The sequence below is a fragment of the Trichloromonas sp. genome (genome assembly GCF_041583255.1).
Lineage (GTDB): Bacteria > Desulfobacterota > Desulfuromonadia > Desulfuromonadales > Trichloromonadaceae > Trichloromonas.
In genome coordinates, this window is the sequence record NZ_JBFHGD010000069.1 from 1 (window position 1) to 14512 (window position 14512).

The 14512-nt window shown below is 55.1% G+C and carries 14 protein-coding genes, 1 tRNA gene and 1 pseudogene; 10 read left to right on the forward strand and 6 right to left on the reverse strand.

What is annotated here, in order from left to right:
* The 5 genes from ABYV89_RS07415 to nadB all read right to left on the reverse strand — a co-directional run.
* On the reverse strand, nucleotides 1-3464 hold a 3464-nt coding region (locus ABYV89_RS07415), incomplete at its 3' end, for a beta-ketoacyl synthase N-terminal-like domain-containing protein (protein WP_432822311.1).
* Nucleotides 3461-4885: a PfaD family polyunsaturated fatty acid/polyketide biosynthesis protein gene (locus ABYV89_RS07420; protein WP_432822323.1), complete on the reverse strand. Its 1425-nt coding sequence runs from the start codon at nucleotides 4883-4885 to the stop codon at nucleotides 3461-3463. The genes ABYV89_RS07415 and ABYV89_RS07420, both read right to left, overlap by 4 nt.
* A gap of 513 nt (nucleotides 4886-5398) precedes the next feature.
* Nucleotides 5399-5608 (reverse strand): hypothetical protein, encoded by a 210-nt coding sequence (locus tag ABYV89_RS07425; protein WP_432822312.1) that lies wholly within the window; start codon nucleotides 5606-5608, stop codon nucleotides 5399-5401.
* A gap of 1 nt (nucleotide 5609) precedes the next feature.
* The gene (locus ABYV89_RS07430) at nucleotides 5610-5882 is read right to left on the reverse strand and encodes a chorismate mutase (RefSeq protein WP_432822313.1); all 273 of its coding nucleotides are present in this window, start codon (nucleotides 5880-5882) and stop codon (nucleotides 5610-5612) included.
* Nucleotides 5883-5902: 20 nt separating this feature from the next.
* Nucleotides 5903-7501 (reverse strand): L-aspartate oxidase, encoded by a 1599-nt coding sequence (gene nadB / locus ABYV89_RS07435; RefSeq protein WP_432822314.1) that lies wholly within the window; start codon nucleotides 7499-7501, stop codon nucleotides 5903-5905.
* 11 nt (nucleotides 7502-7512) lie between these two features.
* On the opposite strand from nadB, the gene ABYV89_RS07440 reads away from it, so the two are divergent.
* The 6 genes from ABYV89_RS07440 to ABYV89_RS07465 all read left to right on the forward strand — a co-directional run bounded on the left by ABYV89_RS07440 (nucleotide 7513) and on the right by ABYV89_RS07465 (nucleotide 10265).
* Entirely contained in the window at nucleotides 7513-7689 is a 177-nt protein-coding gene (locus tag ABYV89_RS07440; protein ID WP_432822315.1) for a hypothetical protein, read from the forward strand.
* A gap of 42 nt (nucleotides 7690-7731) precedes the next feature.
* Complete coding sequence (locus ABYV89_RS07445) at nucleotides 7732-8322, forward strand: transglycosylase SLT domain-containing protein (protein ID WP_432822316.1); 591 nt, start codon at nucleotides 7732-7734, stop codon at nucleotides 8320-8322.
* Nucleotides 8319-8906, forward strand: coding sequence for a CDP-diacylglycerol--glycerol-3-phosphate 3-phosphatidyltransferase (gene pgsA / locus ABYV89_RS07450; protein WP_432822317.1), 588 nt, complete (start codon nucleotides 8319-8321; stop codon nucleotides 8904-8906). Before ABYV89_RS07445 ends, pgsA begins: the two co-directional genes overlap by 4 nt.
* A 99-nt stretch (nucleotides 8907-9005) precedes the next feature.
* Nucleotides 9006-9080, forward strand: a tRNA-Gly gene (locus tag ABYV89_RS07455).
* A 126-nt stretch (nucleotides 9081-9206) separates the two neighbouring features.
* The gene (locus ABYV89_RS07460; RefSeq protein ID WP_432822324.1) at nucleotides 9207-9422 is read left to right on the forward strand and encodes a GSU3473 family protein; all 216 of its coding nucleotides are present in this window, start codon (nucleotides 9207-9209) and stop codon (nucleotides 9420-9422) included.
* A 261-nt stretch (nucleotides 9423-9683) separates the two neighbouring features.
* The gene (locus ABYV89_RS07465; RefSeq protein ID WP_432822318.1) at nucleotides 9684-10265 is read left to right on the forward strand and encodes a DUF882 domain-containing protein; all 582 of its coding nucleotides are present in this window, start codon (nucleotides 9684-9686) and stop codon (nucleotides 10263-10265) included.
* A gap of 177 nt (nucleotides 10266-10442) precedes the next feature.
* On the opposite strand, the gene ABYV89_RS07470 is transcribed toward ABYV89_RS07465, so the two are convergent.
* Nucleotides 10443-10838: a hypothetical protein gene (locus tag ABYV89_RS07470; protein ID WP_432822319.1), complete on the reverse strand. Its 396-nt coding sequence runs from the start codon at nucleotides 10836-10838 to the stop codon at nucleotides 10443-10445.
* Nucleotides 10839-10951: 113 nt separating this feature from the next.
* On the opposite strand from ABYV89_RS07470, the gene ABYV89_RS07475 reads away from it, so the two are divergent.
* The 4 genes and pseudogenes from ABYV89_RS07475 to ABYV89_RS07490 all read left to right on the forward strand — a co-directional run.
* Nucleotides 10952-12994, forward strand: a complete 2043-nt coding sequence (locus tag ABYV89_RS07475; RefSeq protein ID WP_432822320.1) for an RHS repeat-associated core domain-containing protein — start codon at nucleotides 10952-10954, stop codon at nucleotides 12992-12994.
* Nucleotides 12973-13590, forward strand: coding sequence for a hypothetical protein (locus ABYV89_RS07480; RefSeq protein WP_432822321.1), 618 nt, complete (start codon nucleotides 12973-12975; stop codon nucleotides 13588-13590). Before ABYV89_RS07475 ends, ABYV89_RS07480 begins: the two co-directional genes overlap by 22 nt.
* A 12-nt stretch (nucleotides 13591-13602) precedes the next feature.
* Nucleotides 13603-14064 carry a hypothetical protein gene (locus tag ABYV89_RS07485; protein WP_432822322.1) on the forward strand — a complete coding sequence of 154 codons (462 nt, stop codon included), beginning with the start codon at nucleotides 13603-13605 and terminating at the stop codon, nucleotides 14062-14064.
* Nucleotides 14065-14171: 107 nt separating this feature from the next.
* Nucleotides 14172-14333 (forward strand): annotated as a pseudogene (locus ABYV89_RS07490) (transposase); the annotation flags it as partial.
* Nucleotides 14334-14512 lie beyond the last annotated feature (179 nt).

The following is a 14512-nucleotide window of genomic DNA, read 5'->3' on the forward strand; positions in this document are numbered from 1 at the left end:
GCGCCGAGATCGTCGGGGCGTACCGCCGGGGCCTCGGGGAGGCGCTCCTGCAAAGCGGAGAGGATTTCGACCCGCTTGATCGAATCGATGCCCAGGTCGGCATCGAGGCTCATCTCCAGCTCGAGCATCTCGATAGGGTAACCGGTCTTTTCAGAAATGACCTCGAGCAGCACCGATGCCACCTTGTCGCTGCCGACCGCTGCAGCGGCCGGGGCTGCGGCTGGCGTAATGATCGGGGCTACTTGCCGTGGTTGCGGGCTCTGGGCGACCGTCGGCCGGGGAGCCGGTGACGATTGCCGTGCCATGTGAGCCGGAACCGGGTTGGTGACTACGGGCGCACCGCTGAACATCTGGCGCTGCTGTTCGATCAGGGTCATGAAGGAGCGGGTGGCGTTTTCCTGCCCTTCGAGAAACTGCTGATGCAGGCGGGCGGTCTGTTCCTGCAGGCTCTGCAGGGCTTGCATGCTCTGCTGGGTCAGGCGCAGGGCGTCCTGCATCGATCCGGCCGGCATTTGAGTCGCCGAAGGCGAAATGGGCGGTTGCACCATGGGCGCCTTTGCAGCCTGAGAAACCGGCGCCGCACTTTGCGGCATCGGCTTGGCCGCTACGGGGGGACGTTTCGGCGGCCGCTTGAAATAGTTGGCGCCACCGATGGGGACGGTGATCCCCGGTTTTTTGCCCGCAGCTTGATTTGCCGATTCGTCGATGCCGTCGTCCCAGCGCTCAAGGCTGAATTCGTAGCCCAGGGCTGCAAGTTGCGCGAGGGCGCGGGCCAGATCAAGAATGGCCGAACGCTTGCCGTTGGACGAATCGATTGCCAGTGCCTGGTGGTCATTGCCGGCCAGGATCGCTTTGACCATGCCGGTCAGGCGGGCGCCGGGGCCGACTTCGAGGAACGTACGCACGCCGGCGGCATGCATCGATTCGATTTCTTTGACGAATTCGACCGGGCGGGCAATCTGTGACGCCAGCAGCTGGCGGGCCTGGTTTACGTCGTTCGGATACGGTTCGCCGGTGGCGTTGGCATAGACGCCGGTCTGGGGCTGGTTGAACGAAATTTTCTGCAGACGCTTGCCAAAGGGGCCGCTGGCGTCGGCCACCAGTTCGCTGTGGAAGGCCGCGGAGACCGTGAGTTGGGTGCAGCGGATTCCCAACTGGCCGAGACGCTCGGCCGCCTTGCGGATTTTCTCGCTGGGCCCGGACAGTACACCCTGCTCTGGGGTATTCTTGTTGGCAAGAACGAGGTTGAATCCCTCTTCTTCAAGTAGTTTCTCAACTTGTTTCAGCGGCGCGGAGACCGCCAGCATCGATCCCTTGTCGCCGTCACCGGCTGCCATCAGTTCACCGCGCAGGCGGGAAAGCTCATGCAGGGAAGGGCGGTCGAATACGCCAGCGGCGCAAAGGGCCGTCAGTTCGCCGTAGCTGTGGCCGGCAAAAGCCGAGGCATTAATACCGAAATCGCTGAGTACGCTCCAGGCGCCGAGGCTGACGGCGCCAAGGGCAGGCTGTGCAATCTCGGTGGCGCGCAGGCGATCCATTTGATCCTTGCGGGTCTCCTCGTCAAAGGCCGGACGGGGATAGATGAAGTCGGACAACCGCTGTTGGCTCTGGGTCGAAAAGACCTGGTCCGCCTGCTCGATGTTGTCGAGAAAGGTGGGGAACTGGCTGGTCATATCCTTGAGCATGCCGGGATACTGGGCTCCCTGGCCGGGGAAGAGGACGGCGAGTTGGCCTGGAGCTGATCCGGTGGCGAAAAAAGTGCCGTCCGGGGTGTTCCAGCTGGGCTGCCCCTGGTTTTTATCCAGCATGGACAGGGCATTTTTGATCTGCCCGGCCGGGTCGGCCGATGTCTTGTCGAACACCAGTGCGATCCGGAACAGAGCTTTCGGATCGAAGCTGCTGCGGCTTTGCTGGGCGGCACGGCGCAGCGCGCTCCATTTTTCATTGGCCGGGAACTGCTTCAGGGCGGCGGTGAGTCCTGCGATGTCGGCGGCGCTGAAGGCCGCGACCTGCACATCGTCTTTCCAGTCGATCTGGTTTTTTTTGCCCTGGTATTCTTCCAGCACGCAATGAAAGTTGCTTCCGCCGAAACCGAGGGCGCTGACCCCGGCCCGGCGCGGATGACCGGCACTGGCGACCCAGGGGCGCGCTTCGGTGTTGACGTAGAACGGGCTCTTTCCAGAGGTTACGGCCTCTTGCGGCTTGTTGACCTTGATGGTCGGCGGCAGCACTTTGTGATGCAGGGCCAAGGCGGCCTTGATCAACCCGGCGGAGCCGGCCGCGGCCTTGGTATGGCCGATCTGTGACTTGACCGAGCCGAGGGCGCAAATGGGGGAATCCGTATCGCCGAACACCTCGCGCAGGGCTTTCACTTCGATGGCGTCGCCGACCTTGGTGCCGGTGCCGTGGGCCTCGATCAGGCCGATGCTGGTCGGTTCGATGCCCGACTGTTCGTAGGCTCGACGGAGGGCTTTCTGCTGTCCGGCGGCACTCGGTTCGTAGATGGCCGCACCGCGGCCATCGCTCGAGGTGCCGATCCCCTTGATTACCGCGTAGATTTTGTCGCCGTCCCGCTCGGCGTCGGCCAGGCGCTTCATCACCAGGATGCCGAGTCCTTCGCCGAGGGTGGTGCCGTCGCCCTCGGCGTCAAAGGGGCGGGCGTGACCGGATGGCGAGAGGGCCGGGGTCTTGCTGAAGCAGGAGTACATGAAAATGTCGTTGAAGGTGTCGATACCGCCGGTGACCACCATGTCGGCCTTGCCCGAGGACAGTTCCAGGGCCGCCAGGTTGAGAGCGCTCAGGGAGCTGCCGCAGGCGGCATCGCAGACGCAGTTGGTGCCGCCGAAATTGAAGTGTTTGCTGATGCGCCCGGCGACCACGTTGCCGAGCAGGCCGGGGAAGGAGTTCTCCTGCCAGGGGACGTAGGAGTCGGAAATCCGCTTGACTGCGTCTTCGGCGGTGGCATCGTCGATGCCGGCTTCTTTCATGGCCGAGCGCCAGATCGGGTGGCCGAGGCGGGCGCCCAAGGGGATGACCAGTTCGAGGGTGCCGGTGACGCCGAGGATGACGCTGACCTTCTCCCGATCGAATTCCTTGTCGGTGCCGTAACCGGCATCCTTCAGCGCCTGGCCGACGGCCACCAGGCCGAGGAGCTGGGAGGTGTCGACGGCTTCGAGGGCATTGGGCAGGATGCCGTACTCCATGGGGTTGAAATCGACCGGCGAGAGAAATCCGCCGTGCTTGGCGTAAACCCGGTCCGGCGCTTTCGGATCTTTGTCAAAATAGTCTTCCGCCCGCCAGTGACTTTCGGGAACCTCGCTGATGGCATCCACGCCGTTCTTGATATTTGTCCAGAATTCGCTGACGTTGTCGGCCTTCGGGAAAAGGCAGCCGATACCGACGATCGCCAGGGGCGCAGTGTTGGATGAATCGAGTTGGTTCTTTTCGGCACTGTCTCTTTTCAACGGAGATACTCCTTTATGGTCTCGATCTCGAGGGGGGCAAAGGACATGGCCTCAGCGTCGAGGCGGACCCCCTGGATGGTCAATTGATTGGCGCGCAGCAGGTAGGCTGCTCCCAGCAGCAGGTTGAGGGCGACGGTGACGACCTGTCGCTTGGCCGGAGCTTCGAGAAAGCTCCCCTTGGTCCATTCGTTGAAAGCGCCCATGGCCGGCCCGCACCAGATCTGGTAGTCGATTTTGCGGGACGCCTCGCCCTTGTTGGCCCAGACCGGTGATTGCCCCAGGTACCAGCGAAAGACCAGGGCCATCTTGTGCTTGGGGTCTCGGCTGGCTTTTTCAACCTGCCGGGGGTCGCGTACGCTGAAGTAGGCGCGGGTCTGCTCCCAGACAGTTTCCAGCGTATCGCGGAAAATCGTTTTTTCCAGTTTCTGGCGCTCTGGCAAGGGCAGCTCTTCGATGCTGCCGTAAGCCCGATACAGCTCAAAGAGTTTGGAGGCGCGCATGGAGAACATGGTGCCGCGCTTGAGAACCTGAACATTGACCCCCATTTCGAACATGTCGGCCGACGGTGCCATGGTGATGTCGGCCTGGCGGGTTTCGGCGAGCATCTGCCGCACCTCGTCGCAGGTTCCCGACTCAACGCAGGCCTGGTTAACGGTGCCGGTGACCAGGTAGCCGGCCCCCATGGCAAAGGCGGCCGCTGCCGAGAGAGGGGTGGCGATGCCGCCGCCGAGACCGACTCGCAGCTGCTGCTGGTAGCGGTACTGGGCCTGGAATTTGTCCTTCAATGCCAATATCGACGGGAACAGGGAGATGGCCGGGCGGTTGTCGGTGTGGCCGCCGGAATCCGCCTCGACGGTCACGTCCTGCGCCATCGGAACCTGGGCGGCCAACTGCGCCTGCTCGGGAGTGAGGGCGCCGCTGCTGACCAGTTCACGCAGAAAACGCTCCGGAGGCGGGGCAAAGAACTTGGCGGCGATCTCTTCCCGCGAAATTTTGGCGATGATGCGATTGGGGGTGATGATTTTTCCCGCTGCGTCGCGATGGATCCCCTGGGTCCGGTAACGAATCATCGGCAGGGTCAGGTCGAGAAAGGCCGAGGCCTCGATCAGACGAATGCCCCGTTTCAGGTACAGTTCGACCAGGGCGTTCTCCAGGTCCGGTTCGTTGGGGCTGTGGATCAGGTTGATGCCGAAGGGAATATCGCCGGCGGCCTGCAGCTCATCGATGGCCGCCACGACTTCTTCGAAGGGCAAGCCGGCCGCGCCGAAAAAACCGAGCATTCCGGCCGCGCCGAAGGCCTTGGCCATGGCGACTGAGCTGATCCCCTTGGCCATGGAACCGCCGACGTAAGGGTAACGCAGGCCATGGTCACGACAGAAGTCTGTGCTGCCGAGCCGCTCGGGCGGGCAGGGTGCGACCATGCCGGTGAAAGGCAGGGTCGCGGCAGAGGCATCCGCGGGTTGTCCGACCCTGATGGCCGGCGAGCTGTCGATGCTGGCAATGAACAGGGGGCGGTCAATTTGAAGCAAAGCCGTTTTGGCGGACAGGGAACTGCTCGCATCAGGGCAAAAAGTACCCAGGGGCTGAGGGGGGCCTGGCGTAAAACTGTTCAAAAAGCACTCCTTGACTCACCGAGATTGGTGTGCCCCAAGCTCTGAAATGGCTTATTCATCAGCTGCAGGGCACAGATCCAGATATCTTTATTTCAAATCACGTAATATGCCATTTTGTAAGGGAAAAGGCAAAGCCTTTGTGTGGTTTTGCTGTAAGTGTCGGGATTGCATGGAAATGACTGAAGGCAAAATTGTCCGAAGGGGATTAAAAGGAGGGGGCGTTTGGATCGAGCTGTTGTGTGATTTAACGGTCCTATTGGACAATAAAAAAGCGCAGCAGGACAGGTCCCGCTGCGCCGCATGCTGTTGATCGGAGCCAGTTTACTCGTCTTCGGATATTTTGAAAACCTGCTGCACCCCCGGTCTTTGCTGCAGCTCCTCGAGGGTTAAGCGACTGGTGTCACCGATGACACCTATAATAATGCGGTTGGCCCCGGTGGATTGATGAAAGTCGAAATCACGTTCGATCAGGTATTCCTTGACCTGCTGCAGCAGGTCATCCGTTACATTCTTTTTCATGACGATAAGCATCTTATAGCCCTTTCGTGCGGATACGTTCGAGGCGGCGGGATTCGTCGATCACGCGTTCGAACATTCGGACAATAGCTTCATCGTCGAGTGGTCCGGGATTGGCGGCTTTCATCGCTTCAAAAATGCGTTTTTCCCTCGACGGGTCATATACGGGCAAATCGAGTTCTTTTTTGATTTCACCAATCATCAGGGCCAGTTGGGCGCGTTCGTTGAAGATTCTGAGCAATTGGCGGTCGATCTCATCGATCTTTATCCGAATATCGTCAATGGTCAAATCCTGTCTCCTCTCTGGCCTCAAAACTGCTTTTGCAGCAGGGTGTCACGTTTCCAGTGGATGTCGTCGGTTTCGGGAAAGTCGATGGTGTAGTGCAGGCCCCGACTTTCCTCCCGCTCAAGGGCGCAACGAATGATCAGCTCGGCCACGGTTGCGATATTGCGCAGTTCGATCAGGTCAGAGGTGATGAGAAAGTCCCAGTAGTAGTCGGTGATCTCTTCCTGAATCATCTGGACCCGTCGCAGGGCACGGACCAGTCGCTTGCTGGAGCGGACAATGCCGACATAGTTCCACATGCAACGGCGGATCTCGTCCCAGTTGTGGGCCACTACGACCTCTTCATCGCTGTTGGTTGCCGTACCGCAATCCCAGGATTCAATGGCGGGAAAGGAGTTCGTTTGGCTGGGTAGGCGTTCAAGTGAACGCTGGGCGGCCAGGTTGCCGTAGACAACCCCCTCGAGCAGGCTGTTGCTGGCCAGGCGGTTGGCACCATGCAGACCGGTGCAGGATGATTCGCCAATAGCGAACAGGTTCTGGACGTCCGACTCGCCCCATTGGTCGACCCGGATTCCTCCGCACAGATAGTGGGCGGCGGGAACCACCGGAATCGGCTGCCGGGTCATGTCGATGCCGTAGGAAAGGCAGGTTTCGTAAATGTTGGGAAAACGTTCCGTGATGTAGTCGCTACCTTTGTGGGTGATGTCGAGAAAAACGCAGTCGTCTCCGTGGATTTTCATCTCATTGTCGATGGCCCGGGCCACGATGTCGCGCGGGGCGAGATCTTTCAGTTCATGGTAGCGCTCCATGAACGCCGTTCCGTCCCGACGTTTGAGGATGGCCCCTTCGCCGCGAACCGCTTCGGAAATCAGGAATGATTTTGCGAGCGGGTGGAACAGGGTGGTCGGATGGAACTGCATGAATTCCATGTTGGCTACGGTGGCGCCGGCACGGTAGGCCATGGCGACGCCGTCGCCGGTCGCTACATCGGGATTGCAGGTGTACAGGTAAACCTTGCCGGCCCCACCGGTCGCCAGAATGGTGATCCTGGCGCCGAAGGTGATTACTTCCTTTTTGTCAATATCGAGGATGTAGGCGCCGAGACACTTGTTGGGCAAGATGCGGCGGTGGGCCAGCTTGGCCTCGGTAATCAGGTCGATGGCAATGTGGTTTTCGTAGAGGGTGATATTCGGGTGCTGGCGGACCGCCGCCACCAGGGCCCGCTCGATTTCGCGGCCGGTGACATCCTTGGCATGCAGGATGCGCCGGTGGCTGTGTCCGCCTTCGCGGGTAAGGTCGTAGGAGTTGTCTTCTTTTCTTGAGAACTGAACACCCCAGTCGATCAGATCGTGAATCGCCTGCGGTCCCCCTTCGACAACCATTCTGACAATCTCTTCATTGGGCAGTTGGGCTCCCGCCACCATGGTGTCCCGGATGTGATCGTCAAAAGAGTCTTCGTCAGAAAAAACAGCGGCAATTCCCCCTTGCGCCAAATTGGTCGCAGTTTCTGAGATATCCCGCTTGGTTACAATGGCGACGGACCCTTCGTCGGCGACCTTGAGCGCATAGGAAAGGCCGGCTATGCCGCTGCCGATGACGAGGAAATCAGAGGTAGTCTTCATGTTGAGCCTCATTGGGCGAAGAATGGACCGGCAATTGCATATTGTCAGTCAAGTCAGGTCAAGGGGATGATAATGCCGCCATTCTGGTCGACAATGCAGAAGTGAAACAATTAAAACGTGTTATTATCAGCTCCGCAGTCTTGGTTGTCAAGGTTTTTGCCCTGCCTAAGCAGGTTGAAATACAGTAATTTTTCGTTTATATTACGTAAATTGTCAATCCTGGGGGGGGCATGATCCAGTCATCGATAAGCCATTACAGTCTGCTTTTTCTGGCTTTGCTGGTTTTGCTGGTCCCGTCGCAGGGACACGCAGACATTTACCGGCATGTTGATGCCAACGGCGTCGTCCATTTTACCGATACCCCGACCAGCGGCCAGTATCGATTCTTTATGAAAGAAAAAAAACAGCGGGCGGAGAGAAGTTCAGTCACTGACCTGATCTTGCACTACGCTTCTGTTTTTAACCTGGATGATTCCCTGGTGAGAGCGGTGATCAAGGTCGAAAGCGATTACAATCCAAACGCGCTTTCCAGCAAAGGGGCCCAGGGACTCATGCAGTTGATACCTGAGACGGCCCGCGATATGAATGTGACGGATCCGTTCAACCCTGAAGACAATATTCGCGGTGGCAGCCGGTACCTGCGCTTGATGCTCGATCAGTTCGACGGCAGTCTTGAACTTGCCCTTGCCGCGTACAATGCCGGTCCGGGTGCGGTGCGCCGCTACGGGGGCATCCCCCCTTTTGAAGAGACACGTAATTACGTTGAAAAAGTAAAAAAATATCTGCGGCATTATCGCCAGAACAGGGATGCCGTTTTATGAATTTACGTACCGGGCTGTTGAATCTTCCGAATATGCTCACCCTGGTCAGAATCGCCGCAGTACCGTTGGTGGTCGTATTGTTGCTGTTTGAAAGTCGTGAGGCCAACTTCTGGGCGGCCCTGGTCTTTGCGCTGGCGGCAGTCACCGATTGGCTCGACGGCTGGTTGGCGCGCAAATGGGAAATTGTAACCGTTCTCGGTAAGTTCCTGGATCCGCTGGCGGATAAACTGATCGTCATGGCCGCCCTGATTATGCTGATCCCCCTGGGCCGGGTTCCGGCCTGGGCCGTTTTTCTGATACTGGCCCGCGAAATGATCGTTACCGGGTTGCGCTCGATTGCATCGGCCGAGGGTGTTGTGATTGCGGCCAGCGATCTTGGCAAATACAAAACCATTGTCCAGATGGTGGCCATCATCGCCCTGTTGCTGCATTATGATTATTACTGGCTGTTCGGGTATGAAATCGAACTCTTTCACGTTACCATGCAGCATGCCGGCCTTTTCTTTTTTTATGTTGCCTTCGTCATGACGATCTGGTCTGGAGCCGATTATCTGGTTAAATTCTTTAGGGTTATCGCAAAATAGCAGAAATCCCCCCGGTGATACCATTCGCATAATTTTTTATTGACTTGGAAAACCGCTTTTGCTATTAATAGGCCCGCTCGCAAGGGCAGTACGCAATGCGCGGGAATAACTCAGTGGTAGAGTGCAACCTTGCCAAGGTTGAAGTCGCGAGTTCGAATCTCGTTTCCCGCTCCAAGAAATTCAAAGGCCCCAGGCATTAAGTCTGGGGTCTTTTTATTTTACTTCCCGATGGATGCTTTTAAACGGGCATTGTTGTGATATATTTCTCAGCGTAGTTAACGTGACCGGAGGTACGAAATGATGATTCGAGTATTGTATCATGACGGCCGCTACGACATGGTTAAACGCTGGACTCTTGAGATGCTGATCGAACAGAACAGGATTCAGGGGTTTCGCAGGGCGAACGGGTGGGTGAGGATCGGGAAAGATAAACTCAGGGCACCGATGTCATCGAAGTCTCGGGAAGATGAGCGGCGGGTTCCGGTGGATTACCCAAGCACCTCGAAGCCGCATTAAGTGTCACCCTCAATTCGTTTAATGACTATTTATCGGGCTGAATCTGTCAGGTTTTCGTTATTTCCAACAGTTGTCATAGAAATTTTCTTGTTCTGATCAATTCTTTCCTGGTGTTATCCTGACAATAATAACAGTAAGTTAAGAAGTTAGGCATCTCTTTTGGTTCTTTTATGTTGCCAGAGTGGAACAAGCTTTGCTATATAAGCTTGCTGAATATCCGCCTGACATATGAACTGAACTGTCGAGAGCAGAATAAAGCTGATGTCTGAAATACACCTTTCAAAGCAAGACAAAATCGTCACCAGTCGACGCGATTTTCTTAAAACCGGCATGCTGGTCGTTGCCGGTGCGGCCTTTCCCGTTGATGCCTTGGCACGAATTGCCGGCACAACGACCCCCGAGCGCGCCCTTTCTTTCTACAATACCCATACGGGTGAGCAACTGGATCGAATTGTTTACTGGGCCGATGGCCGCTACGTTTCGGAGCACCTCAAAGAGATCAATCATATCCTTCGGGATTTTCGAACCGATGAGATCAAACAGATAGATCCCAAGCTGCTTGATATCCTTTATAACGTCCAGCGTCGCTTGCAGGTTGCAGAACCCCTCCATATCGTTTCCGGCTATCGTTCGAAGGCAACCAATGCCGATCTTCGGCATGCCTCGTCGGGTGTGGCCAAAAAAAGCTTCCACACCAAGGGGAAGGCCATCGATTTCCGCATACCGGGGTGGAATGTACGCGATATCCGTAAAGCGGCGATGAGGATGAAGCTGGGCGGGGTGGGGTATTACCCCGATTCCGATTTTGTTCACCTTGATACCGGGCCGTTTCGCACCTGGTGACATTTATGTACATAAAACCCCAGAAAGGCTGTCGGTTTGGGCATAAGATGCTCTTTTTGGGCATAAGATGCGCCTGCGCTATTTTCTGAAAATTTACACATGTCGCATAGAGAGCCCTTCCGGTAGCGGGGGGGCTTTTTTGATCCAGGTAACCTTCACTGGCTCATTTCAAATTCGTCATCGATTTGTTGGTCCTGCCTGGTCCTTAAGGTGGGATCTAACAAACAGGCATACCCTGTTGCCCATTGAATCCACCCCCCCCAAGTCAGAGTCGGGGTCGAGGTTCTTATTGTTTCTAATGGCCCGTTGCTTTACGGCCTCAACATAGGCACGAATTTGATTGGCCTTCGCCCAGTTGGCCGCTTCCTCCTCAAAATTTTGCCGCCGGACATTTTCTTCCTCGATCAGCTGCTGTTGGACCTCTCGCTCTTCCCGTTGTCTTTTCCACTCTTCCTCTTGACGCTGCCGTTCAATTCGATGGCGTTTTTCGGCTTCGGCAACCTCAATAAGGCTGACGATGAACTGATTAAGGCAATCCTCCACCTTTTCGGTTTTGCCGTCATGTTGGCTCATAAGGCGGCAGGGGATGAATTGCTTGGTAGATAAGTTGAAAAGATTATTAAGGCGTTAGGGTTGTGTTATGTGTAGCTCTGACCCCTCTAGGGCCGTTTGATGATCTCTACCGTATGACTGAACAACTGCGCGCTGGCGTGCGTCTGGTGACCAACGAGTATGACGATGCCGGCAACCTGACCGCCACCGTCGATGCTGAGAACAACCGCATCGAGTATGCCTACAACTCGCGCAACCTGCTCGAGACCACGACCTTCGTCGATGGAGTCGACAATTTCTTCACCGAACAGTTCTATGACGGTGTCGGCAACGTGCTCATCAGCATCAACGAAGAAAGTGAAGTGGCTACTTCCACCTACGACAAGGAGAACCGTCTCAAGACGACGACCTTCGCCGGCGAGACCACCGAGAATTTCTACGATAATGTTGGCAATTTGGAGCGGGTGCAGAAGCCTAGAGGCAATGACAGCTCGATGGCCTACGATGGTCGCAACCGGCTGGAGGCGGTCACCGAGGGCGGTCTGTTGACTACGCGCTACACCTATGATGACAATGACAATCTGCGTACCATAGAAGATCCGCGCAACAACATCGTCGAGTATGCCTACGATGAATTGAACCGCAAGACGCAGCACATCCAGTACAAGTCCAGCGGGAACCTGACCGTTGCGTACGACCTGTACGACGCCGAGGGCAACCTCAAGCGGATGACCGATGCCAAAAGCCAGGTCTTCCTCTATGACTACGATGAGCTGAATCGCCCGACCAGGACCACCTATCCGCTGGTGGCGACGCCGTTCCTCACCATTCAGGAGGTCGTCACCGGTTACGACGCCAACAACAACGTTGAAACCGTCACCGAAACCAAGCAGCAGAGTGGCGGCGGCACCCTCATCGACAGCACGGTCAATGTCTGGGACAACTTCGATCGCCTGAAGACCAGCACCCAGCGTGGCATGATGATCAGCTATGGGTACGACAACAACGGCAACCGTACCAGTGTCACCTCGGACAGTGGAAAATCGACCACCTACACCTACGACCACCGCAACCGCCTGGAGACGGCGATCGTCGGAACCGACACGACGATCTATACCTACACCCCGGACAGCTTGACCGACACGGTCAGCTACCCGAACGGCACCAGCGCCAAATATACCTACTGGCCAAGCAACCGGGTGGAGACCATCACCCATCGTGACAATGCGGCGGCTGTTATTTCCAGTTACAACTACCAGTACGATGCCAACGGCAACCGCACCCAGCAGATTGAAGAGCAGGGCGGAGTTACCGAGACCACGACCTACGTTTACGACGCGCTGGATGACATTGACCGGCTGGAGAGCTTCACCGTCACCGACGGCACCACGACCACGGTCACCGATTACACCTTCGAAGGCTACAACCGCAAGACCGAGACGGTCAGGGTCGATGGGTCCGTGACGGTCGATAAGACCTACAGCTACGACGAAACCAACTGGTTGACCGATCTGGTCGACACGGTACCGGCCACCCCGGTGACCATCGCTTATCAGTACGATGACAACGGTAACACCGTCCTCAAGACCGACAGTAGCAAGCCGGATAACGTGGTGTTCGCCTACGATGTTGCTAACCGCATGGTGCAGACCACGCAGGGTGTAACTCTGCTCGGTCAGTACGATTATAACGCCAGCGGTATGCGTGTGCGTCACTATGGCAGCGAACGTGGCGACGTCGACTACTTCTACGATGACGGCGCGGTGCTCGAAGAGCGCACTGCCGGTGGCCTGCTCGCCCATTACCGGTATGGTGACCGTCTGCTGAGTCTTGATGCTCCGGTTGATGGTGGGGTGCAGTATTACCATCATGACGCGCTGAGGAGTACGGTCAACCTGACTGACAGCGCGGGCTCAACCAAGGTCAGCTACACTCTTGACCCCTGGGGGCATATTCGTAGTCAGGTTGGCAGTAGTGTTAACCGGCAGGTGTTTACTGGGCAGGAGCATGATGAGAATACCGGGCTGATTTATTTTGGGGCTCGGTATTATGATCCGGATACGGCTCGGTTTATTTCCCAGGACTCGTACCTTGGGGAGGTGGGAACGCCGCCTAGTTTGCACCGGTATTTGTATGCTTATTCGAATCCGACGGTTTGGGTGGACTTAAAATACTAAAGGAAAGAATTGAAGAAAGGAATGTTCTGACAGGCTTTGGGGTGCATAACCCAAGTACTATGGATGATCCGGTGCAAAGTTGGTTGAAAAAATTAGGCAAAACTGGTGAAATTTTAAATACATCAATTGCTGCAGTACGAGATGTTGTTCAAACTGCTGGTGAAAAGTTGTATCTTCCAGATTTAACGGCAGAATACGCAGCCAAGGAGATAATTAGGTACAAGAAGGAAAATAAAGACATCAATTTAGCTTCTATACATTTACATTCTCAAGCGGGGGCTATTGGCACATCGATTAGTGCTTTGTATTTGCCAGAAAACATTAAGGCCGAGATGGAGTACCTGACATATGGTTCAGCGTCAAACCCTGTGTTTGGATGGAAATCTCAAAGACACAGAATGAATTTGCTAGACCCCGTGTCGCACATATCTGGAAGGGGATTACTCTTTGCCCCAGTTGCACTCATGGATACATTACGGCCAGATGTAACCCAAGATTGGAATATTCATGATCAAAAAGGAAGTGGTAATATTGTGGGCATACCCTCGTGGTATCATAGTTGGTACCCCAGTTATGAAAATTCTCCTGCCCGATAGAGGTTAAATATTATGATTCTGAGATTTTTTTGGTTGACTATTTTATTTATTTTGGCATCTTGCACGAATATTGAAAAAAGCATTAAAGATAAAGCCGTTTATAAAGAATTTATTGGTTATGAGTTTGTTACTGATATTGACTATTTTATTACGATTGAAGATGGCGAACTCTTCTTGAGAACACCTAGAGACGAACAAGATTCAATGCGTAATTTTATAGGATTGCCAACTATCGAAGGCTTTAAATCTGGAATGTGGGATAGTTCAAATTACAAGGGAAGTGATAAGTATTTGGATATATTGCCATCAGGAACGAAGATGAAAGTAGTTGATGTTGTTATGTCAAAAAATATAGTTATCGGTATAACATATGATTATTATGCGACGATAATAGATTGCGATAAGTATATGGATGTGTCGGTTAATATTAACAGTTTAGTCGATTTGGACCATAGAGGGGTCAGGAAAGAATAAAAACATAACAGAAGGGTCAGTCACTAACAGAGGGGTTAGGGCTACACATTGACAAAAAATGGATCGTTTAATGAGTGCAGAAAGCCGGAGGTGGAAATGACACGACCGTTACCAATCACTACCACCTGTTCATTGAAACGCCGGAAGGCAACTTGTCGCAAATCATGCAGCATGTCAACGGCTCATACACGACCTACTACAACGTTAAACGAAAGCGGGCCGGGCATTTATTTCAGGGGAGATATACCGCTGTCCTGGTAGAGGCCGACACTAACAGAGGGGTCAGAGCTACACATTGACAAAAAAGATGGATCGTTTAATGACAGTTGAAGGCCGGAGAGGGAAATGGCACGACCGTTACGAATTCAGTATCCGGGGGCGTATTACCACGTAACCTCCCGCGGGAATGAGCGTAAAGATATCTTCAAAAGTCGAAGGGATAGGGAGA